Annotated in this window: 26 protein-coding genes; 12 read left to right on the forward strand and 14 right to left on the reverse strand. The window is 55.9% G+C overall.

Annotation, left to right across the window (positions count from 1 at the left end):
- Position 1: 1 nt before the first annotated feature.
- Both lolD and AC1MEE_RS05075 read left to right on the forward strand, forming a co-directional pair.
- Positions 2–685 (forward strand): lipoprotein-releasing ABC transporter ATP-binding protein LolD, encoded by a 684-nt coding sequence (gene lolD / locus AC1MEE_RS05070; protein WP_480414191.1) that lies wholly within the window; start codon positions 2–4, stop codon positions 683–685.
- 66 nt (positions 686–751) lie between these two features.
- On the forward strand, positions 752–1,999 hold the full coding sequence (locus AC1MEE_RS05075; protein WP_480414193.1) for a lipoprotein-releasing ABC transporter permease subunit: 1,248 nt from the start codon (positions 752–754) through the stop codon (positions 1,997–1,999).
- Between the two features lie 125 nt (positions 2,000–2,124).
- Here the strand turns inward: AC1MEE_RS05075 and AC1MEE_RS05080 are convergent, their stop codons facing one another.
- Together AC1MEE_RS05080 and AC1MEE_RS05085 are read right to left on the reverse strand one after the other, a co-directional pair.
- Complete coding sequence (locus AC1MEE_RS05080) at positions 2,125–3,480, reverse strand: heavy metal sensor histidine kinase (RefSeq protein ID WP_480414195.1); 1,356 nt, start codon at positions 3,478–3,480, stop codon at positions 2,125–2,127.
- Entirely contained in the window at positions 3,480–4,160 is a 681-nt protein-coding gene (locus AC1MEE_RS05085) for a heavy metal response regulator transcription factor (RefSeq protein ID WP_480414197.1), read from the reverse strand. Before AC1MEE_RS05085 ends, AC1MEE_RS05080 begins: the two co-directional genes overlap by 1 nt.
- 164 nt (positions 4,161–4,324) lie before the next feature.
- On the opposite strand from AC1MEE_RS05085, the gene copI reads away from it, so the two are divergent.
- Entirely contained in the window at positions 4,325–4,849 is a 525-nt protein-coding gene (gene copI / locus AC1MEE_RS05090; protein ID WP_480414199.1) for a copper-resistant cuproprotein CopI, read from the forward strand.
- 68 nt (positions 4,850–4,917) lie between these two features.
- The gene (gene queF, locus AC1MEE_RS05095) at positions 4,918–5,748 is read left to right on the forward strand and encodes an NADPH-dependent 7-cyano-7-deazaguanine reductase QueF (RefSeq protein ID WP_480414201.1); all 831 of its coding nucleotides are present in this window, start codon (positions 4,918–4,920) and stop codon (positions 5,746–5,748) included.
- 63 nt (positions 5,749–5,811) lie between these two features.
- Here queF and AC1MEE_RS05100 read toward each other — a convergent pair whose 3' ends face one another.
- Entirely contained in the window at positions 5,812–6,075 is a 264-nt protein-coding gene (locus AC1MEE_RS05100) for a DUF4404 family protein (protein ID WP_480414203.1), read from the reverse strand.
- 120 nt (positions 6,076–6,195) lie between these two features.
- Positions 6,196–6,861: an HAD superfamily inactivated hydrolase PcrP gene (gene pcrP / locus AC1MEE_RS05105; RefSeq protein WP_480414205.1), complete on the reverse strand. Its 666-nt coding sequence runs from the start codon at positions 6,859–6,861 to the stop codon at positions 6,196–6,198.
- A gap of 201 nt (positions 6,862–7,062) precedes the next feature.
- Here pcrP and AC1MEE_RS05110 point away from each other — a divergent pair, with 201 nt between their 5' ends.
- Positions 7,063–7,764 carry an MlaA family lipoprotein gene (locus AC1MEE_RS05110; RefSeq protein WP_480414207.1) on the forward strand — a complete coding sequence of 234 codons (702 nt, stop codon included), beginning with the start codon at positions 7,063–7,065 and terminating at the stop codon, positions 7,762–7,764.
- 75 nt (positions 7,765–7,839) lie between these two features.
- Here AC1MEE_RS05110 and AC1MEE_RS05115 read toward each other — a convergent pair whose 3' ends face one another.
- Entirely contained in the window at positions 7,840–8,139 is a 300-nt protein-coding gene (locus AC1MEE_RS05115; RefSeq protein WP_480414209.1) for a PilZ domain-containing protein, read from the reverse strand.
- A gap of 266 nt (positions 8,140–8,405) precedes the next feature.
- Between AC1MEE_RS05115 and rssB the strand changes: the two genes are divergently transcribed.
- Both rssB and rssC read left to right on the forward strand, forming a co-directional pair.
- Complete coding sequence (rssB, locus tag AC1MEE_RS05120; protein ID WP_480414211.1) at positions 8,406–9,587, forward strand: two-component system response regulator RssB; 1,182 nt, start codon at positions 8,406–8,408, stop codon at positions 9,585–9,587.
- Entirely contained in the window at positions 9,587–10,069 is a 483-nt protein-coding gene (gene rssC, locus AC1MEE_RS05125; RefSeq protein ID WP_480414213.1) for an anti-sigma factor antagonist RssC, read from the forward strand. Before rssB ends, rssC begins: the two co-directional genes overlap by 1 nt.
- A gap of 83 nt (positions 10,070–10,152) precedes the next feature.
- Here rssC and tal read toward each other — a convergent pair whose 3' ends face one another.
- The 4 genes from tal to AC1MEE_RS05145 form a co-directional block, all read right to left on the reverse strand.
- On the reverse strand, positions 10,153–11,079 hold the full coding sequence (gene tal / locus AC1MEE_RS05130) for a transaldolase (RefSeq protein ID WP_480414215.1): 927 nt from the start codon (positions 11,077–11,079) through the stop codon (positions 10,153–10,155).
- Between the two features lie 152 nt (positions 11,080–11,231).
- Positions 11,232–12,242, reverse strand: a complete 1,011-nt coding sequence (dusA, locus tag AC1MEE_RS05135; protein WP_480414217.1) for a tRNA dihydrouridine(20/20a) synthase DusA — start codon at positions 12,240–12,242, stop codon at positions 11,232–11,234.
- 70 nt (positions 12,243–12,312) lie between these two features.
- Positions 12,313–12,624: a helix-turn-helix domain-containing protein gene (locus tag AC1MEE_RS05140; protein ID WP_480414219.1), complete on the reverse strand. Its 312-nt coding sequence runs from the start codon at positions 12,622–12,624 to the stop codon at positions 12,313–12,315.
- Complete coding sequence (locus AC1MEE_RS05145) at positions 12,611–12,853, reverse strand: hypothetical protein (protein ID WP_480414221.1); 243 nt, start codon at positions 12,851–12,853, stop codon at positions 12,611–12,613. The genes AC1MEE_RS05140 and AC1MEE_RS05145 overlap by 14 nt, the downstream gene beginning before the upstream one ends.
- Before the next feature lie 262 nt (positions 12,854–13,115).
- On the opposite strand from AC1MEE_RS05145, the gene AC1MEE_RS05150 reads away from it, so the two are divergent.
- Together AC1MEE_RS05150 and AC1MEE_RS05155 are read left to right on the forward strand one after the other, a co-directional pair.
- The gene (locus AC1MEE_RS05150; RefSeq protein ID WP_480414222.1) at positions 13,116–13,361 is read left to right on the forward strand and encodes a type II toxin-antitoxin system Phd/YefM family antitoxin; all 246 of its coding nucleotides are present in this window, start codon (positions 13,116–13,118) and stop codon (positions 13,359–13,361) included.
- Positions 13,358–13,744 (forward strand): type II toxin-antitoxin system VapC family toxin, encoded by a 387-nt coding sequence (locus tag AC1MEE_RS05155; protein WP_480414224.1) that lies wholly within the window; start codon positions 13,358–13,360, stop codon positions 13,742–13,744. Before AC1MEE_RS05150 ends, AC1MEE_RS05155 begins: the two co-directional genes overlap by 4 nt.
- 6 nt (positions 13,745–13,750) lie before the next feature.
- Here the strand turns inward: AC1MEE_RS05155 and AC1MEE_RS05160 are convergent, their stop codons facing one another.
- The 5 genes from AC1MEE_RS05160 to AC1MEE_RS05180 all read right to left on the reverse strand — a co-directional run bounded on the left by AC1MEE_RS05160 (position 13,751) and on the right by AC1MEE_RS05180 (position 17,811).
- Positions 13,751–14,464 (reverse strand): SOS response-associated peptidase family protein, encoded by a 714-nt coding sequence (locus AC1MEE_RS05160; RefSeq protein ID WP_480414225.1) that lies wholly within the window; start codon positions 14,462–14,464, stop codon positions 13,751–13,753.
- A 392-nt stretch (positions 14,465–14,856) separates the two neighbouring features.
- Positions 14,857–15,354: a CC0125/CC1285 family lipoprotein gene (locus tag AC1MEE_RS05165; protein ID WP_480414227.1), complete on the reverse strand. Its 498-nt coding sequence runs from the start codon at positions 15,352–15,354 to the stop codon at positions 14,857–14,859.
- A 97-nt stretch (positions 15,355–15,451) separates the two neighbouring features.
- The gene (locus AC1MEE_RS05170) at positions 15,452–15,703 is read right to left on the reverse strand and encodes a hypothetical protein (RefSeq protein ID WP_480414228.1); all 252 of its coding nucleotides are present in this window, start codon (positions 15,701–15,703) and stop codon (positions 15,452–15,454) included.
- A gap of 70 nt (positions 15,704–15,773) precedes the next feature.
- Entirely contained in the window at positions 15,774–17,270 is a 1,497-nt protein-coding gene (locus AC1MEE_RS05175) for a hypothetical protein (RefSeq protein WP_480414230.1), read from the reverse strand.
- A 379-nt stretch (positions 17,271–17,649) separates the two neighbouring features.
- On the reverse strand, positions 17,650–17,811 hold the full coding sequence (locus tag AC1MEE_RS05180) for a DUF2986 domain-containing protein (protein WP_081729292.1): 162 nt from the start codon (positions 17,809–17,811) through the stop codon (positions 17,650–17,652).
- A 398-nt stretch (positions 17,812–18,209) separates the two neighbouring features.
- On the opposite strand from AC1MEE_RS05180, the gene AC1MEE_RS05185 reads away from it, so the two are divergent.
- The 3 genes from AC1MEE_RS05185 (at position 18,210) to AC1MEE_RS05195 (ending at position 19,041) form a co-directional block, all read left to right on the forward strand.
- Complete coding sequence (locus AC1MEE_RS05185; RefSeq protein WP_480414233.1) at positions 18,210–18,455, forward strand: type II toxin-antitoxin system Phd/YefM family antitoxin; 246 nt, start codon at positions 18,210–18,212, stop codon at positions 18,453–18,455.
- On the forward strand, positions 18,445–18,726 hold the full coding sequence (locus tag AC1MEE_RS05190; protein ID WP_480414235.1) for a type II toxin-antitoxin system RelE family toxin: 282 nt from the start codon (positions 18,445–18,447) through the stop codon (positions 18,724–18,726). Before AC1MEE_RS05185 ends, AC1MEE_RS05190 begins: the two co-directional genes overlap by 11 nt.
- Positions 18,727–18,858: 132 nt before the next feature.
- The gene (locus tag AC1MEE_RS05195; RefSeq protein WP_480414237.1) at positions 18,859–19,041 is read left to right on the forward strand and encodes a hypothetical protein; all 183 of its coding nucleotides are present in this window, start codon (positions 18,859–18,861) and stop codon (positions 19,039–19,041) included.
- The last annotated feature ends 117 nt before the right edge of the window (positions 19,042–19,158 follow it).

Here is a 19,158-nt window from a genome sequence, read left to right on the forward strand (position 1 = left end):
CATGAGTGATAAAGCAGTGCTGAGTTGCCGCAACCTGGGCAAATCCTACGAGGAAGGCCCGGAGTCGGTGGTGGTCCTGTCGGGCTTGCAGCTGGAGTTGCATCCAGGCGAGCGTGTAGCCATTGTCGGCAGCTCGGGTTCTGGTAAAAGTACCTTGCTCAATCTGCTCGGTGGTCTGGATACGCCTTCGCAGGGCAGCGTGTGGCTGGCAGGCGAAGAGTTGTCGGCCCTGGGCGAAAAAGCCCGTGGTCTGTTGCGTAACCGGGCGCTGGGGTTTGTGTATCAATTCCACCACCTGTTGCCTGAGTTCACCGCGCTGGAGAACGTCTGCATGCCGCTGTTGATCGGCCGCACGCCGATCCCGGAAGCCCGTCAGCGCGCCACGGCGCTGCTGCAGCGGGTAGGGCTGGGGCATCGTCTGGCGCACAAGCCGTCGGAGCTGTCCGGCGGCGAGCGTCAGCGAGTGGCGATTGCCCGGGCTCTGGTCAACCGACCGGGTCTGGTGATGCTCGATGAGCCTACCGGCAACCTCGACCATCACACGGCGCAAGGTATTCAGGATTTGATGCTGGAGCTCAGCACCTCGTCGCGCACGGCGTTTCTGGTCGTGACCCACGATATGAGCCTGGCCCAACAGATGGACCGTGTATTGCGTCTGGAAGATGGTCGTTTGATCGCTGCCTGATTCAGTCAGCCCGGCGCAGGTTGTCGCTGCGTCGGGGTCTTCGTTTTTTTCTACGGTGCTCCGCGAATGTTCAGACCGTTATCGATCTTTATTGGCACGCGCTATACCCGCGCCAAGCGCCGCAATCATTTCATTTCGTTCATTTCGATGACCTCGATGATCGGCCTCGCGCTGGGCGTGTTGGCAATGATCGTGGTGCTGTCGGTGATGAATGGTTTTCAGCGTGAAATGAGCTCGCGCATTCTCGGCATGGTGCCCCACGCAGTCATCGCTGGCGTGAAGCCGCTCGACGACTGGAAGCCGGTTGCCGCCGCCGCGATGAAAAATCCCGAGGTCACCGCTGCCGTACCCTTCACCGAAATGGAAGGCATGTTCTCCTACAAGGGCTCGATGCAACCGATTCAGATCAGCGGCGTCGATCCGGCGCTGGAACACCAAGTATCGATTGTTGCCCAGCACATCACTCAGGGTCGCCTGGAAGACCTCAAGGCCGGCGAATTCGGTGTGGTGCTCGGCGAAATCACCGCGCGGCGCTTTCGTCTGAATGTCGGTGACAAAGTGACCCTGATCGTGCCGGAAGCCAGCACTACTGCTGCGGGCGGTATCACCCCGCGCCTGCAACGGCTGACGGTGGTCGGTGTGTTCAAGGTCGGCGCCGAGCTCGATGGCACCATGGCCCTGATCAACGCTGCCGACGCCGCGCAGATACAGCACTGGCAGCCTGGTCAGGTGCAAGGCGTGCGTCTGGCGCTGAAAGATCTGTACACCGCGCCACAGGTCTCGGCGGCCATCGTGGCCGGTCTTGGCGCTGATTACCGCGCCGATGACTGGACTCACAGCCAGGGCAGCCTGTTTAGCGCGATGAAGATGGAAAAGACCATGATCGGTCTGTTGCTGCTGATGATTGTCGCGGTGGCGGCGTTCAACATCATCGCCACCTTGATCATGGTGGTGAACGACAAGGGCGCTGACATCGCCATCCTGCGCACTATCGGCGCCACGCCCGGGCAGATCATGACGATCTTCATGGTTCAGGGTACGGTCATCGGTGTTGTCGGCACGATCATCGGTGGCGTTCTGGGAGTGATTGCAGCGATCAACGTCAGTGAGATGGTGGGCTGGCTGGAGCGGGTTACCGGTCAGCACATCTTCAGTTCCGATGTGTACTTCGTGAATAACCTGCCATCGCAGTTGCAAGGTGGGGATGTGGTGTTGATCTGCAGCGCCGGATTTATCCTGAGCTTCCTTGCCACCCTGTACCCGGCCTGGCGCGCGGCACAGATCCAGCCGGCGTATGCGTTGCGGTATGAGTGATTGCTAGCGGTGTGTCAGGCGCACCGAATAAAACCATTCGCGAATAAATTCGCTCCCACAGAGTACGGAGATCTATTGTGGGAGCGAATTTATTCGCGAAGGCGTCCTGTCATTCGCCGCCGGAACTAAGCTGGTAGGTCAATTACAAACCGCGTCAAACCCTCTGCCGATTCGCAACGAATCTGCCCGCCATGGGCGCGGATGATCGACTGGGTAATGGCCAGCCCCAACCCTGCATGCTCGCTACTTCCTTCGTGGCGTGCCGGGTCCGCACGAAAAAAACGATCGAACAAACGCGGTAAAACGTCTGCCGGAATGGTTGCGCCGCTGTTTTCGATGCTCAGCTGCACCGCTTGAGCCAAGTGGGTTATATGCATTGCCACCTGTCCGCCTGCCGGGGTGAAGCGCAGGGCGTTGTCCAGCAGATTGGAGATCGCGCGGCGCAGCATGTTGCGATCACCGGCCAGCGTGGCGTGCCCCTCGCGTGACAGCCGCACTCGCGCCTCCTCGGCCAGCGGGGCAAAAAATTCCAGTACCGCATCCGCTTCGTCTTCGAGCTTCAGCGTTTCTCGCGTCGGATTAAGCAGGCCGTGTTCGGCCTTGGCCAGGTAAAGCATGTCGTTGACCATCTGTGCCATCCACTGCAACTCCTCAAGGTTACTGAGCAGGGCTTCGCGGTAGTCCTCGACCGGGCGTGGGCGGGTGAGGGTGACTTGAGTGTGGGTCAGCAGGTTCGACAGCGGGGTGCGCAGCTCATGGGCGATGTCGGCGGAGAACGCCGAGAGTCGCTGAAACGCGTCGTCGAGACGCCCGAACATGGCGTTGAACGCCTGCGTCAGTTCTGCCAGCTCCACTGGCATGTCCGTTTGCGGCAGGCGTGTGGTCAGCGAACTGGCCGAGACGCTGGCAGCGATTTCACTCATTTGCCTGAGTGGGCGCAAGCCGCTGCGGGCCGCCCAGGCGCCCAACAAAGCCGTGGCCAATGCAGAAAGGCCGACCGTCAGCCAGATCAAACGCTGCATGCGCTCAAGAAAGTGTTGGTGGTGCGTGATGTCCAGCAGCAGCGTCAGCTGCGGTGAACCAGCGTTGTCTGGCTCCAGCGAGGTCGTGTATACCCGGTAGTCAGTCCCTGCGCTATGCAGGGTTTGCAGCCCGGGGAGTGTCGGCAGTGTCACCGGTAGCGTCGGCAGGCTCTCAAACCAGATTCGTCCGTCGTTGCCGCTGATACGCAGCGTCAGGTCGGGCTGGTGGCTGAGTTCGCTCTGCAATGATGCTTGTCGAGCAGTGATATCGTTTTGGCTTTCAACGCCCTTCAAGGTCGTGCGCAGGGCTAGCAGCTTGCCGTCGAGCAATTGCTGATCCAGTTCGATGAAATGCGCCTCGCTGGCTCGGTTGAACAGTACACCGGCGGTCAACGACACCACGGCAGTGCAGGCGGCGAACAGCAGTGCCAGACGACTGCCGAGGGACAGGCGGCCCATCACAGGGCGCGCTCTTCAAGGACATAGCCCATGCCGCGCACGGTATGAATCAGTTTGTTTGGGTAGTCGTCATCGACTTTCAAGCGCAGGCGACGGATCGCGACTTCAATCACGTTGGTGTCGCTGTCGAAGTTCATGTCCCAGACCTGCGAAGCGATCAGCGACTTAGGCAGCACTTCGCCCTGACGCCGCAACAGCAGTTCCAGCAGCGAGAACTCCTTGGCCGTCAGGTCGATGCGTTGCCCATTGCGCTCGACACGTCGACGCAGCAGGTCGAGGCGCAAATCGGCCAGTTGCAGGTGTGTTTCCTGCGCGGCGTTGCTGCCCCGGCGTAGCAGGCTGCGTACCCGCGCGAGCAGTTCGGAGAAGGCGAAGGGCTTGACCAGATAGTCATCGGCACCCAGCTCAAGGCCGCGCACCCGATCCTCCACCGCATCGCGCGCGGTAAGGAACAGCACCGGCGCCTCCAGTCCGGCGTTACGCACCGCCTGGAGTATCTGCCAGCCGTCGCGGCCGGGCAGCATCACGTCGAGGATCAGCAGCGCGTAATCGCCGCTCAATGCCATGTGTTGACCGGTGGTGCCATCAGCCACCAGTTCGGCGATGAAGCCAGCCTCGCTCAAGCCCTGACGCAGGTAGTGGCCGGTTTTGGGTTGATCTTCGATGATCAGTAGTTTCATGGGCTACTCGTGACGAACGCAGCGGGGCTTTATGCAGCGGTACTTTATAACGCGAGCAACGGAAAGGACCGAAGCTGACAAAGTTGTAATCTTTCGGTCAGCTAACTGCCAGCGGAGCCTTTCTACAATGAGGTGATCGATTGTCGCTTATTTGGAGAAGTCTCATGGGGTCGCTTATACGCCTGGTGGTGGCTGTGGGGTTGCTGGTGCTGAGTCTGCCGCTGATGGCTTCCCCGGCCCAGACCCTCAGCTTTGGTCACGCTGCCCCGGCTGCTCAGGCCACGCGTACGGTCGAGGTGACCTTGGGTGATATGTTTTTCGAACCCAAGGTCGTGCAGGTCAAAGCCGGTGAGACGGTACGCTTCGTCCTGATCAACAAGGGCCAGTTGCTGCATGAGTTCAACCTCGGCGACGCGGCCATGCACGCCGAGCATCAGAAGGAAATGCTGGCGATGCAGCAAAGCGGCATGCTCATGCCGACCGGCATCAACCATGAGGCGATGGATCATAGCGCCATGAAAAACGGGATGGCCATGAAACACGACGATCCCAACAGTGTTCTGGTCGAGCCGGGCAAAACCGCCGAGCTGACCTGGACGTTCAGCAAGGCCAGCGATCTTGAATTTGCCTGCGATATTCCCGGGCATTATCAGGCGGGGATGGTCGGCAAGATCAACATTGTCGACTAGGCGCTGAAAGCTGTGGGCAAACCCTATAAACTTGCGGAGATTATTTAGCCAAGTCCCAGGTCCCCGCCATGCATCCCGCAGCCGAACACTCGCCGCTGGGCAAGTCCAGTGAATACATTGCCACCTACACGCCGTCCTTGCTGTTCCCGATCCCGCGCGCGGCGAAATGGGCCGAGCTTGGGCTTACGGCTGAAACCTTGCCCTATCAAGGTGTCGATTTCTGGAACTGCTACGAGCTGTCCTGGTTGCTGCCGTCGGGCAAGCCGGTGGTGGCCATCGCTGAGTTCAGCATTCCGGCAGACTCGCCAAATATCATTGAGTCCAAGTCGTTCAAGCTCTACCTCAACTCGCTGAACCAGACCGCGTTCGCTGATCGTGCAGAGCTGATGGCGACGCTGGAGAAGGATTTGTCGGCGGCTGCCGGCAAACCGGTCGGCGTGCGCATTCGCAGTCTGGCCGAGATTGAAGGCGAAGGCGTGGCGTCGCTGCCCGGCGTTTGCATCGATGAGCTGGATGTGAGCATCAATAACTACGAAACACCACGGCCAGAGCTGCTGCGTTGCGATGATTCACGGGTGGTCGAAGAACGCCTGCACAGTCATCTGCTCAAATCCAATTGCCCGGTCACCAGTCAGCCCGATTGGGGTAGCGTAGCCGTGGAGTATCGCGGTGCGGCGCTGGATCATGCCAGTCTGCTGGCCTATATCGTCAGCTTCCGCCAGCATTCGGACTTTCATGAACAGTGCGTCGAGCGGATCTTTCTCGATCTGCAACGTCTTCTCAAGCCGGAAAAACTGACGGTCTACGCGCGTTACGTGCGGCGCGGCGGGTTGGACATCAACCCCTATCGCAGCACCGAGGTGATCAGCCTGGAGAACCGCAGGCTGGCGCGTCAGTAAACAAAAAACCCGTCGATAAGACGGGTTTTTTGTGTCGGTGATTCAGGTGTTTTGCGGGCGGGTTTAAATCCCCATGTTGCCCAGGGTCTGGATGATATTGCGCAGCGTCCCGGCAATGGCTGGATGCTCCAGATCAAAGCGTTCCACGGCGAGATTGACGCCGTCGGACAGGCTCGAATCCTTGGTCACGGACTCCAGTTTGATTTGGTCTTCGATCTGCTGCATCAATTCGTGCAGGTTCTGGCGTTCCGATTCGGAAAGTGGTGGGTTCTGCTCCAGTTGCTCGCGCAGGGTGTTGAGTTGTTCTTGCAGTTCGCGGGCAGGCATAGCGTGCTCCCTTTATGGATAGTCTCTGGCATGGACCCCGGCGCTGGGCTAAAGGTCCCTGTTTACTTAAGACTAATCCACTCCGAAGCTGCGTGCATGATCTTGATCAAGCAGACACGATCACGGCTTCTCGCCCTTGGTGCGGCGCAAGCTGATATCGGCAAGGCAGGAAGCGAGCTCCCCAAGGTGATCGATCACTGAATGCACGCCAAGGCCATACAGTTGCAGGGTGGCTTGACCGCGTCGGTATTCGCGTTCGGCGCTGGTCAACGCTTGCCAATCGCTGGGTGACAATCCGCAGAGTGGGCCGCAGGAGGCCAGACCGACCGTCCAGAGTCCGGCGTTGAGCCCGGACTGCAACAGGCGTGGTTCGCCGCTGACCAGCACGCAACCATCCAGTTGTTTCACATTCAAGGTCATCAACGCCTGCCAGCACGCATCGGGTGCAGGCCAGTCGGCGCAGGTGCTGGAGCGATCAGCCGGCTGAATCCACTTGCCCAGTGGTGTGGCCAGGCATTGGCTTACACTGCCGGGCAACTCCTCCAGCCAGGCGCAGGGCACGCCTTGTCGGCTCAGTGTTTGCAGGATAGTCAGAGCGCCAGGCGTGACGTTGGCCTGTTCGCTGATCTTGGCGTGTACGTCCTGCTGCTGAGCGTTGAGCGCTCCCCGAGCCAACAAAGCCGGAGCGCGAGCGCCGAAGTCGACCAGGCAGCCGCTGAGGCCAAAGAGCAAGGCTGTGAAGGCGGGCGCAGGTACGAGAATGGGTTTGGTGTGTGGCGCAGGCATGGCAACGTCCCTGAAATATTCTCTTACGCTACGGGGGCTATATGACAGTCGCGTGAAAGCCCGATGGCAGGGGCGGTTATCGATGTTGTGCATTAGCACTATCAGTTCCGGCAGGGTGCCTAAATCGTTGCGTAAGGCTTTATACTGCCCGTCTTGACTTGCAGGGCATAGCGCCCGAACCATTAACCAGGAGTGTCAGCTATGCCCGTGACTGGTGCAGGCTTTATCAATCGTTTAGCTCAACTGTGCCTTTGTGTCGGTGTGGCGTTGGTTCCTATAGCTGCGCAAGCCGCTGATGAAGATCCGTGGGAAGGGGTCAATCGCGTTATTTTCCGCTTCAACGACACGCTTGATACTTACGCTCTGAAGCCTCTGGCACAGGGTTATCAGTTCATCACGCCGCAGTTCCTCGAAGACGGCATTCACAACATGTTCAACAACATCGGCGACGTCCGCAACTTCGCCAACGATGTATTGCAGGCCAAGCCGCACGCCGCTGGCGTCGACACGGCGCGTCTGCTCTTGAACACCACGCTCGGTGTGGCTGGCTTCTTCGACGTCGGCACCAAAATGGGCTTGCAGCGCAACGATGAAGACTTCGGTCAGACCCTGGGGCATTGGGGTGTGCCTAGCGGCCCTTACGTGGTTCTGCCGTTGTTTGGCCCTAGCACCGTGCGCGATGGCCTCGCCAAGTACCCTGACACTTACGACGCACCGTACCGTTACATGAACGACATACCGGCGCGTAATACGATCCAGGGCGTTGGTATTGTCGACACTCGTGCCAGCCTGCTGTCGGCCGAGAAATTGATCCTCGGTGACAAATACGTGTTCATCCGTAACGCCTACTTGCAGAACCGCGAGTTCAAGATCAAAGACGGCAAGGTCGAAGACGATTTTTAGTCGTCACCGAGCGATAAAAAAGGCGACCTCAGGGTCGCCTTTTTTATCCGTTAAAAGGACCGGACAAAAAAAGTATCAATTCATTGAAATAATCGTCAGTCCCAGCTTCTGGCCGCCTTCCTCCTCATCTGTCAGCCAGACCACCTCGGTTTCAGCTTCCAGCCCTTTAAGCGCCGCATGGTCGGAATCGATCCGCACGCTCAGCTTGTCTCCGACCTTGAACGAGCGCGGCACATGCACCTGCATGCCTGAGCTTGACAGGTCAACGCAGACCGCTGGAATAATCTGGCCGGCGTACAGCAGGGTGATGTCGGCCTCCACACGCATGCGGATGTAATCTCTCTTCTCCGCGTAGTCCCGATCATTTTGGCTCATGGCTTGCCCTTCGATTCTGTTGCTGATTTGTCTATTCTTATAACTCCACGTGATTTGCGATGTAAAGACACTCCGTGACCTTGGCGTGAGCTTGAAACGCCCGGCGGATGGGAGTACCGTCTGCGCCTTGAAGGGCACCTTTGAATGGCAATGCGCGCGACCAAAAGTCTGTCGCTGCTGTTTTAGAGAGGCTAGAAGCGAATCCAGTACGCGGTCCGGTAAAACCGAACCGCCTACGCCAACCTACTCTGGCGCCGTTTGCCCACATGCAGAAAACCAGTGCCACGCTGCTGATAATCGATGACGACGAAGTAGTGCGCGCGAGCATCGCCGCCTATTTGGAAGACAGTGGCTTCAGCGTCCTGCAAGCGAGCAATGGCTTGCAGGGCCTCCAGGTCTTCGAGCAAAAAAAGCCCGACCTTGTGATCTGCGACCTGCGTATGCCTCAGGTAGGCGGCCTCGAGCTGATCCGCCAGGTAACGAATCTTGCGCCCGAAATGCCGGTGATCGTCGTTTCCGGGGCAGGGGTCATGAACGATGCCGTCGAGGCTTTGCGCCTGGGCGCCGCCGATTATCTGGTCAAACCCCTGGAAGATCTGGCGGTGCTTGAGCATTCGGTGCGTCGAGCCCTGGATCGTGCGCGACTGATGCTGGAAAACCAGCGCTATCGCCAGAAGCTCGAAACCGCTAACCGCGAACTCGAAGCCAGCCTGCATTTGCTCCAGGAAGACCAGAACGCCGGTCGTCAGGTGCAAATGAACATGCTGCCGGTCAACCCTTGGGTGGTCGACCAGTTCCAGTTCGCCCACGAAATTATCCCGTCGTTGTACCTGTCCGGTGATTTCGTGGATTACTTTCGGGTCGATGAGCGTCGCGTGGCGTTTTATCTCGCCGACGTATCCGGGCATGGGGCTTCGTCGGCCTTTGTCACGGTTCTACTGAAATTCATGACCACGCGCCTGTTGTTCGAATTCAAGCGTAACGGCGCCATGCCGGACTTCAAGCCTTCGGAAGTGCTGGGCCATATCAACCGTGGATTGATCAACTGCAACCTGGGCAAGCATGTGACCATGGTGGGCGGTGTCATCGACGAAGAAACCGGGAAATTGACCTACAGTATCGGCGGCCATCTGCCGTTGCCGATTCTGTACACGCCCACGGATGTCCACTATCTGGAAGGCCGTGGCCTGCCGGTCGGACTGTTCAATGAGGCAACCTATCAGGATCACGTACTGGACTTGCCTGAGACCTTCAGTCTGACCTTACTTTCTGATGGGATTTTGGACCTTTTACCGGGTGATACACTCAAAGAGAAAGAAGCCGTGTTACCTCAAATGGTGAAGACGGCGGGCGGCAGCCTGGATGGCCTGCGTCAGGTTTTTGGATTGGCCACGCTAGGGGAGATGCCGGATGATATCGCCTTGTTGGTGTTGAGCAGGAATCTTTAATGAGTACTGGTAGAATCCAGTTCGCCGAGCAAGAAGGCACCTTTGTCCTCAAATTCGTGGGTGAAGTGCGTCTGACACTCTGTTCGGCTTTGGATACAACTATTGAAAGAATTTTCACCTCGCGGAATTTTTCCGCAATCGTGATCGATTTGACCGAAACCCGCAGCATCGACAGTACGACGCTCGGCTTGCTGGCCAAGCTGTCGATCATGTCGCGACAAAAAGTAGGGCTATTGCCGACCGTTGTCACCACCCACGAAGACATCACCCGGCTGTTGCAGTCGATGGGCTTCGATCAGGTGTTCAACATCGTTGATCGGCCGATCAGATGCCCTGAGTCCCTGACCGATTTGCCGTCGCAGGATCAGTCCGAAGAAGTGGTGAAAGCCAAGGTGTTGGAGGCGCACAAGATCTTGATGGGCCTGAACGACTCGAATCGCGAGGCGTTTCACGATCTGGTCAATGCCCTCGAACGGAACTGAGAGCAACCAGCGCTGCTGACACGACAGCAGGGACACGGGAATTAAAAAGGGCGGACCTGTAAAGGTGCCGCCCTTTGATGCATTCAGGCCTTGGCGGCGAGCAATGCCTCGAGTTTTTCCTGATCGCGAGCGAACTGACGAATACCTTCGGCCAGCTTCTCGGTTGCCATCGCGTCTTCATTCGACGCCCAGCGGAACTGGTTTTCGTTGAGGCTTTGACGCGCTTCACCGGTATTGCCCGGCGCCAGTTTGCGCTCCAGCGTGCCGTTGTCCTGCGACAGCTGTTCCAGCAAGTCCGGGCTGATGGTCAGGCGATCACAGCCGGCCAATTGCTCTATCTGGCCAAGGTTGCGGAAGCTGGCGCCCATGACCACGGTCTTGTAGTCATTGGACTTGTAGTAGTTGTAGATCCTGGTGACAGACTGCACACCTGGATCTTCGGCACCGACAAAGTCATGGCCGGCCGACTTTTTGTACCAGTCGTAAATCCGCCCTACGAACGGCGAGATCAAGAACACACCGGCCTCGGCACAGGCAACCGCCTGGGCGAACGAGAACAGCAGGGTGAGGTTGGTCTGGATGCCGTTTTTTTCAAGCTTTTCGGCAGCACGAATGCCTTCCCAGGTCGACGCCAGTTTGATCAGAATCCGGTCGCGGCCAATGCCCGCGTCATCGTAGAGACCGACCAGACGCTCGGCGCGTTCGATCATGGCGTGGGTATCGAACGACAACCGGGAGTCCACTTCAGTGGACACACGCCCCGGCACAACATTCAGAATTTTTTGACCGATAGCGACGGCAAAACGATCGCAGGCCAGGCCAATATCGTTTTTGCTACCGCTGAAAGCTTTCGCGAGCAGTTCGGCATTGTTCGAACTGGAGGCGGCTTTAAGCAGCAAAGAAGGGTTGGTCGTAGCATCCACCGGCTTGAGGCGGGCGATGGCATCAAAATCGCCAGTGTCAGCGACCACAGTGGTAATTTTTTTGAGTTGATCCAGCTTGGAAGTCATGAGTGTGCTCTGTCCTGTGCGGTTAGATGACATTACCCGAGCGCTGCCAGCCACTCAAGGGCGCATCCTTATCGATGCCCCAAGAAGCGGATAAGCGATCCAGAATCATTTGAGCCCGATCCGCACAGCTTGTTCCCCAAGCGACGATTTGACTAGCGACCTTCCAGCAACTGCGCAGCCTGATCGAGCAACGCCAACGGATCTTTCGCCTTATGGATATCGACCGACAGCAACTGCCGAAACCGCCGTGCCCCCGGAAAGCCCGTGCCAAGCCCCAGCACATGACGAGTGATGTGATGCATCGAACCGCCGCTGGCAATGTGCTCGGCGATATAAGGCCGCAACGCCGCCAACGCCTCCGCCCGAGAGATAACCGGCGCGGAGCTGCCAAACAGCTGCTGATCAACGTCGGCCAGAATATAAGGGTTGTGATAAGCCTCACGCCCCAACATCACACCATTGAATACCTGCAGATGCTCATGGCACTGCTCGAGCGTCTTGATCCCGCCGTTGAGGATAATTTCCAGATCGGGGAAATCCGCTTTCAACCTGGCCGCCACGTCATATTGCAACGGCGGAATATCGCGGTTCTCTTTAGGCGACAACCCCTCAAGAATCGCAATCCGCGCATGCACCGTGAAGCTTGTACATCCGGCCTCATGCACCTGCCCGACAAAATCACACAACTGTGCGTAACTGTCCCGGCCATTGATCCCGATCCGATGCTTCACCGTCACCGGAATAGACACCGCATCCAGCATCGCCCTCACACAATCCGCCACCAACCCCGGATGCGCCATCAACACCGCACCAATTAAATTGTTCTGCACTCGATCACTTGGGCAGCCGACGTTCAGATTGACCTCATCGTAGCCGGTGGCTTCAGCCATGCGTGCGCACGCTGCCAGGTCGGCTGGGACGCTGCCGCCTAGCTGCAGGGCTAGTGGGTGCTCCGCTTCGTCGTGGCGAAGGAAACGGTCGTGATCGCCGTTGAGAAGCGCGCCGGTGGTGACCATCTCGGTGTAGAGGAGGGTGTTTTTCGACAAAAGCCGTAGGAAAAAACGGCAATGTCTATCGGTCCAATCCATCATCGGCGCAACGGAGAAGCGTCTGGATACCGTAGAGCTTGTATCTACCGGGCTTGTAGCTGATTTCTGTACCATTTTGCTCTACGTGTTTATTGCAGGTTTTAGAGGCGAGTCATTATCGATGATTTGATAGTTGACCGGGGGCTCAGTGCGAAAGGACATCTCGGAACACGTCAGGGCGCAGAGCCGCAATGTGCAGCAATGATCTGGCAGCACCAGAAGGCGAGCGTCGTCCTTGTTCCCATTCCTGCAGAGTGCGCACGGAGACGCCCAGAAGCTCTGCGAACTTGGGTTGTGAAAGCCCGGTTTTGCTCCGTGCTTCAGCGGCCTCTGTGATTTCCACAGTATGGACATGTCCATGACGACCGGCTTTGACATCGATGATGGCAGCCAATAGTTCTTCGCCAATATTGCGTTTGGCGTCACGCTCGATCAGTTCTTTTTCAGTCAGGGGCATGATTCATCTCCTTTGCGATTTTTCGCAGGATGTGCGCTGGGATATTTTCGGTAGCGCCTTTGCCATAAATCAGCAGGGTAACCAACGCTCCGCTGGCGAGCTGTGCCGTATAGATGACCCTTACAGATCCGCTCTTGCCGCGACCGTCGACGCTCCAGCGGACTTTACGGCAGCCATCGGAGCCAGGCACGACCACACCGGCATCGGGATTGTTGGCGAGAAAGGTCATGAATGCACCTCGCTCTTCTTCGGTCCAATAGTCAGGCCATAGCTTGGTGAACAGTGGAGATTCAATGATTGTGAGCATTGCCTGACTATACGTCTTTGACGTACTTGCGGCAAGAGAAGAGTCAAATGAAAAAGTGCCGGATGGTTCGGGGCTGTTCGGAATGGGCGCTGTGTACCTTTGTGGGTTGATGTTTAAACGGCTCTTGTCGTTTTTTTTGAATGAACCAAACTAACAGGACTTAGTTTACTTCGGGGCGTCCGTTATGCTCACCATCAACATTCATGAAGCCAAGACCCACCTGTCACGCCTGATCGATCAGGCCGTACGCGGTGAGCCCTTTATTATTGCCAAAGCGGGCAAGCCGCTGGTCAAGGTTATGTCGTTGACCTCGCCCGAACCTGGCCAAGTTAAGCGCTTGGGTTTCATGGCAGGACAGATCAATGTGCCCGATGACTTTGACCGGATGGGGAGCGATGACATCGAGCATCTGTTTGGCGGTGAGGCATGAAGCTACTGCTCGACACCCATCTACTGTTGTGCGCTGCTGGCGACCCAGGTCGTTTATCTGATACTGCCACCGCCCTGATTAGCGAGCCCGAGAACGAGCTATTTTTCAGTGCTGCCAGTCTGTGGGAGATCGCTATCAAACACAGTCTGGGCCGCCCAGACTTCAAAGTGGACGCACGGGTATTGCGTCGTGGGTTGCTAGACAACGGCTATAGCGAACTGCCCATTGGCAGTGAGCATGCAGTCGCTATCGATAGCCTGCCTGATATTCACAAAGACCCTTTTGACCGCATTTTGGTAGCCCAAGCGACCGTCGAAGGGATCACACTGCTAACCGCTGATTCGTTGGTTGCGCAGTATCCTGGACCTGTGCAAAGGGTTTGATGTTTGTCATCCTTTGCCCTTTTTGTTCCCCCTAATGATCGCGCCAATAGGGGTAATGAGACCGGCCCCCTGATTCCTCACGTTGCCCACCGCGTGATCTACCTTGAACCATTCGAACGTCTCGGAAGGCTCGCCCTGCTGCAGGAGCATCTGCTCGGCGCGCTCCTTTGGAGTTGCCGGGGTGAGCCACTCCCGGGCTAGTTCCGGAGCCAGGACGACAGGCCGCCTGTCGTGGATGTCGACCATTCCGCCAGCGCCGTCCGCTGTGATGATCACGAAGCCATCGTGCTCTTGCGGCTCTCGGTTACCGGTAGGGTATTGGCCAAGGGCTGCACACAGAATCGGCGCACGGTCCCGACGCCGGATGAGGTAGGGTTGCTTCTTCGGACCGCCTTCATAAACCCACTCGAACCAGTTATCGATCGGCGTAATAGCCCGGTGTGGCCAGATTGCGTGGAAGAAAGGACCGTGCGCGACCTTGTCGACCCTGGCATTGATCGGCGGCGGACGGTCGGTCGCCCAATGCGGTCGCCATCCCCAGCGGACAAGGTCGGCGTGTAGTACTTCGCCTTCTAGATGGAGAAGAGCTACCTGGGTAGTCGGCGCGACGTTGTACCGTTCGATGGGTTGATCACCCACGGTATTGACCAGCGCATTAGGCATGCTCAGCGCCTCCACGAAGTCATGGATACCCCGGTACTGGGACAGTCTTCCGCACATAACAGCCCTCTGTCGAATTTTCACCGCCTGTGGTTGACCTGAAGTTTAGATGAAAGTTAACTGTATGGATAAACAGTTATCCGAGGCGCCCCATGTACTTTCGAATCACCCAAATGAGGCTGCGCGGCATAGCTTTGCCCATGAAAGAAATTCACGGCGCCAAGCCCCTGGAGGGCGATATTTATGTCCAGACGGACAAATGCGTGCTGCTGAATCGGCATGCAGAGGTGGCCACGTCAGGAAGATAAACCCTGTTGGGTCAGGTCCAAGTGCCACGGAATCCGCAAAGGTCGGCAGCGCGGATTGCCCTCGTATATCGTTTACTCACTACTTATGGGGGAGAACCCATATGCGTCTTGTTAGAAACTTACCCGGAATTTCTTGGTATATTTTTATTTAATACTATACCTAGACTTAAGTGATGCTGCTACAAACCTGGCTTCATATACCAATCCTTGTATGGCCGGTTTCTCTTTGAAACACACAATCGTATTGGTGGTATTGGGGTAGGTAATGAAGAAGCTTTGTCCGCCGTAGGTGGTTGCAGTTCCGTATGCCGTATTTCCGACGACTGTCGCCGCCGCTTGCGTTGTTTTTTGTGCTGTATAATTGGCTCCAGTGGAGTTATCCGTCATGTTTGCAATCACAAAGTAAGCGAAACCATTTTGCAAGGCCACTTCGGCACTCCGAAGAAGCGCAAGATCTGTCACTCTTCCTGGTGAGTCGTATCCATCCCCCTGAAAGCCGGCTTGAAAAATATTTTCACCTAGCTTAGTGTCAAAATAGCCATTGAATCCTGGGAAAGTGCTTTGGGGGGTATAGGTTGAGGCGCAAGATGAGAGCAACAGTGTAGTGAGCAAAACAAAAGTATTTTTGAAAATCGTGTTCATGGGAACTCCTGAGTTAAATACCTAATGTTTGAGTTAAGGGTCTGGCCGCCCGGAGCGAAGCGCGGGGTGAACGTTACCTCCTGCACGTTCTTAGCTCTCATGTATCTAACTCCACCAGATCAGGCTCAGTTGAAGGGTGCGCTTGTCGAAGCGTCTCAATCAGCGCCAAAGCGTTGTTCATTGCGCTGCGAAGACAGGTGGTGTTTACGATTGCGAACGTTTCCGATTGAGCCACCCCTGGCTGAGCTCTGATTATTGCGTAAATTCGCTTCGTTCGTCCTTCCATCTGTGATGCTGTATCGCCACGCACGATGTGCGTAAAGGTTGCGAAGAAATTGAAGATCTTCATCGCACTGTTCTCTGGCAGAGATATGTTCAAGATAGCTTGAATGTATTTCCGGAGTCGGCTGTAAGCGGAGCTATTCGTCTAGTAAACTTTCGCCCATGATGTGGGAAAGCATCGAGCGTCCGACGGTTGCCAAGCCCTCTCCACCTCCCAGCAGCATCTTCGCTTTTTCCACCGTCAGATTTCCTAGGTCGCGCTCCTTAAGAATTTTATTGGTAAGCACTGACTTAGCCACTATTAGGCTTGCCGCAGCCGGCTGCGATAGGCCATCAGGCATTGACTCTTGAGGCGCAATTTGAAGTTGGAGGGCATGGCCGTACGCAGTACCGACGGCGTGTGGCATCTCCCGCAAGTGTTTGTCTCGAAACTCTTTTACGAACTCCGTCATCATGTTAAACACGCGTTGTTCCTCGTCGTCCAACAGCCGCTGCGCTGCCTCTCGACTTGCCAAAGTCATCAGCCTGCCTGGGGGGATGAGTCGCAGTCGCTCTAGCATTGCCATAGCCGCGCTCTCGAGATGCCAGTCGATAGTGCGTGCGACGAAGGTTGATAGCTGTCTTTCTGCAATGCCGTTTGACAATGAATTGCGCAGGTGCTCGGTCTGGCTTTGTTTGGGAGGTGTGATGCGCAGGGCAGCGCCCGGCTGCACGTACTCGCTCTGGTCATTCGGGGGATGCGGTGACAATGGGTCTAGGTGCACCACCACCGTATGATCTGATAGCGCTTTGAATTCACCGAAATCGATCCCGAAGCAAAACACACCGAACAGACAGAGATACGCTGTAGCGTGCATGGTCTCCTGCGAGGTGGACAAGACGATCGTATGCGAGAAGCGAAACGGTGGCGTCGGCAAAGTTTCCAGAAGCTCAGTAGACTCCCACCAGACGTGTTCGGGGGAGGCTACTTCATCTTCCTTTCTCGCTGCGGAGTCTATAAGGCTTGCTTTCAACGACTCCAAATCTGCCGTCTTTTCTCGCGCGAGTTCGGGATGATATTTTGCGAAGTAAGTCATGCTCACATAGCTGATCGCGGCAAGAAACTTTGGACCACCGATGCTAAGGCTGAAGCCGATATTCTGATCCTGCAGCCGAGGTACAGGATGGCCTTTCGCCAAAATTATAATGTCGCCGTTGGTTTCCAAGGCCTTGAACTTACCCATCAGGTGTTTAGGCACCGCTACTACCATCTGTTCCCTGTCATCGCCAACTTGCGTCCTTGCAAGTATGCGCGTGCTTTGTGGAACAAATCTTTGCCCTTCGATCGAATAGAGCGATCCGTCTGCCGATGCAATGATCGGCGGTTGAGGAGCCTTCTTTCGATCGTGCCGCACTTCGAGCATGCCGTTGAATAAGGCCAGTTGATCAGCCATTACCGCTACGAAGGGCGACAACCCCTCGTTGTGGATTTTGCAGTAGATTCCATTATGTGTTCTGCGGCCACCCAAGGCAGCTGGAAACAGATGCTCACCTGAGCCTGCCGGATTGCCACAAATGATGCACGTCCTGACCGGTCTTAACGCTTGCTTGGCTTCGTCTACGTTGTGCGGTTGCATAGCGTTCTGGTTGGACAAGGCTTCGACTCCATTCGGAAAATCGAAATCATAGCAGCACAAAGGCCGGAGGCTCGATTTGCGAAACGCGCAATGGGGTTGGGTGGTACGTAACTGGAACAGGAGAAACCGAGCAGGCCTGAGGGCGTTTGTTTCCGTGGGCTGAACTTCTAGTAGCTCCAATCCATCACCGAAAAGGCTGATGATTTTGCGCCTGACTGGCAGCAATCGACTGTGGATTCAACCGGTCGATGCAACAGATTGGCTTTATCGCGCAGCGTCCAGCAACCGAAGAGAGCGACCTTGAGTGCATTGTTAGGCCGCGTTCTCGCGGTACGTGCCATCGGAATGCCTAGCCCAACCAGATTTGTAAATTCCGGTGGTGCTTAAGATACATAGATCAGCTCTCAGAGGAAATGATTGAGTCGTGACTGGATTCAGCAGCTAGTTTCAATCGGTCAGCTTTACTAATGTATTTAGACTTGCTTGGCGGTGCCAATTTGGCACTAGCCTTTTTGGCGTGAGCCTTTAATAGCTGCTTTATTTTTTTACGACGATTCATATTTTTCTACTCAGCTTGTAAGTTCTTGAATGATGTCAGCTTAAAATATTGAACCAGATCCCTGTGGCGCGTTTTTAGTGCATAACGTTGTAGAGGAAAAGCCACATGACTACAGAGCACATTACGGAGTCACGTGCATTGTGTCCATGGTCCTCTTCTGGCCGTTATCTGCCCCTGATGTAAACGCACATATCCATAGCGGAAAGGTCGCTTTAGAAGATTTTGGTGGTACAAAACTGGTACGGGGGAAGTAGAAAGACTCTGTAAGCCTCTGTTTTAAAGGGCTATATGGTTGGCCGCTCCCATCCATCACACTGAATCCCTCAAAATCGTGGAGGGGAGGGTTGCCCCTTCGCAAATAAAAGACCAAAATTAAGACCTAAATAGGAGTCTTAATAATGCAAAGCGTACTGGCCGATATGGCCGTCAGTGTGTCCGAATTGAAGAAAAACCCCTCTGCCGTGCTGAGTGGAGCCCATGGTGGTCCGGTTGCTGTGCTGAATCACAACCGGGTAATGGGATACATGGTACCGGCAGACGTGTTTGAGGCAATGATGGAGCGTCTGGATGATATGGATTTGGCAGAGCTGGTTCGTGCTCGTAGCCATGAGACCCCTGAGCCGGTAAGCCTGGATGACCTATAAGCTTGAGTTCTTGCCGTCCGCGCGCAAGGAGTGGGACAAGCTTGGGCATACCCTGCGCGAGCAGTTCAAGAAAAAGTTGGCGGAGGGTATTGTGCTGCCTCGGGTGCAGGCGGATTCACTGCATGGAATGCCCGACTGCTACAAGATTAAGTTGAAATCTTCAGGCTACAGGCTGGTTTACCAAGTAATTGATGAGCGAGTTGTCGTATCTGTCGTAGCTGTGGGTAAGCGAGAGCGTAGTGCAGTGTATGAATGGGCGAGGAAACGCTAGAGGCAAGAACTTTCAGGCCATATCAATGTTGTTGTCAGCATCAAGTACATTGGACGGATTTATTTAGAAATTTTTAATTGCTTTGAAGCGCTACGCTTTTCATTCGGCTTATCTGTCGAACATCAGGCAGTAATGAATAAGCTGATCTTCAATACTTTGCTTTTGTGCCAGGATCAGCCCGATAACAACCAGTTGCTCGAAAAGAAATCGCCTGAAACCTCGCTGGCTGGATCGGCATCTCTAAAAGGTGCGCAACTGGGTGGAGCGCTTTTTCCAGAAGCCGAAGCAGTATCGCCGGATCGTAACAAGGTATGAACGACGGGCAAGAAACTATCAGTCGATGCTGAGCCTGGCATCAGCCGTCATATGGCTGGCCTGATTGAGAGCGCCACCTGGCTATAGTTGAGGCGTGATGATCGTTGTGATGGGGTC

This window comes from Pseudomonas sp. ASL3 (assembly GCF_056680425.1).